This window comes from Candidatus Kryptonium sp., from assembly GCA_025060635.1.
Taxonomy (GTDB): Bacteria; Bacteroidota; Ignavibacteria; order Kryptoniales; family Kryptoniaceae; genus Kryptonium.
In genome coordinates this window covers 1-817 of the sequence record JANXBN010000102.1, presented here as the reverse complement: position 1 = coordinate 817, position 817 = coordinate 1, and the positions used below count along the sequence as shown (strand labels likewise).

General features: G+C 57.8%; 1 protein-coding gene. It reads right to left on the bottom strand.

The genetic code is table 11. The features are described 5' to 3' along the window. The coding region (locus NZ923_10730; GenBank protein ID MCS7230483.1) for a hypothetical protein at positions 1–817 on the bottom strand (817 nt) is incomplete at both ends.

Genomic DNA, 817 nt, shown 5'->3' with positions numbered 1-817 from the left:
CTTCAACAGAAACTCCTCCAGCCCCGCAGCCCGCAAATACGCTGAACGGTAATCTTCATTCTTCGTGATCAGGCGCTCGATTTTCGCCAGCTCATCGCGCACATACGCCAGCAGTGGCAGAGGTTTGGCAAACAGCGAGTCGGAAGGACCCGATGCGCCCTGTTTCAACACCAGGTGATCGGTGAGCAGGTTCTGCGCAGCGGTTTGTGCATCAGTGGCGCTCGCCACATGCGGCCAGATGCCGCCCAATTCCTCGATGCTCCATGGAACGACGTCCGGCGGCAATGAGCCGTCTTTCAGACGTTTTGCCTCAGCATAGTCACCATTTTCCCACGCCTCGTACATCTCGAGCATCGAGGCTAAACGCTCTACTTTACCAATATCGTCTGGGTCGAACAACGCATCACTGCCAGCACCGCCGAGCGTCTGCGACATTGCGCCAATAATCCCTGTTCCCGCGTTTCCAGCACTGCCAGCCGCACCCAGCAACACACGCGCATTGCGGAAACTGTAGCTCTCGTACAACCGTCGCACCTGCTCCCAGTCGCGCAGATGGAAGGCTTCGTAGGGATTGGCAATCCTGCCGATCCGGCAGGTGTAGCCGTATGGCTTGCCCCACTGCGTATCGTATTCGTCGAAATCAACGTAGGTGATGGGAAGATCCGAATGCGCCGCGTAGAGAAATGCACCCACTACCATGCTCTTCTTTGCGCCAGTGATATCCACGACATCGGTGAACCCGGCTGGCGGCTGCGCTTTCGGCTTCTGCAGTGCATCACGCAGCGCGCGGAAGACGTAGGTGGGAGTATCCTTTGGC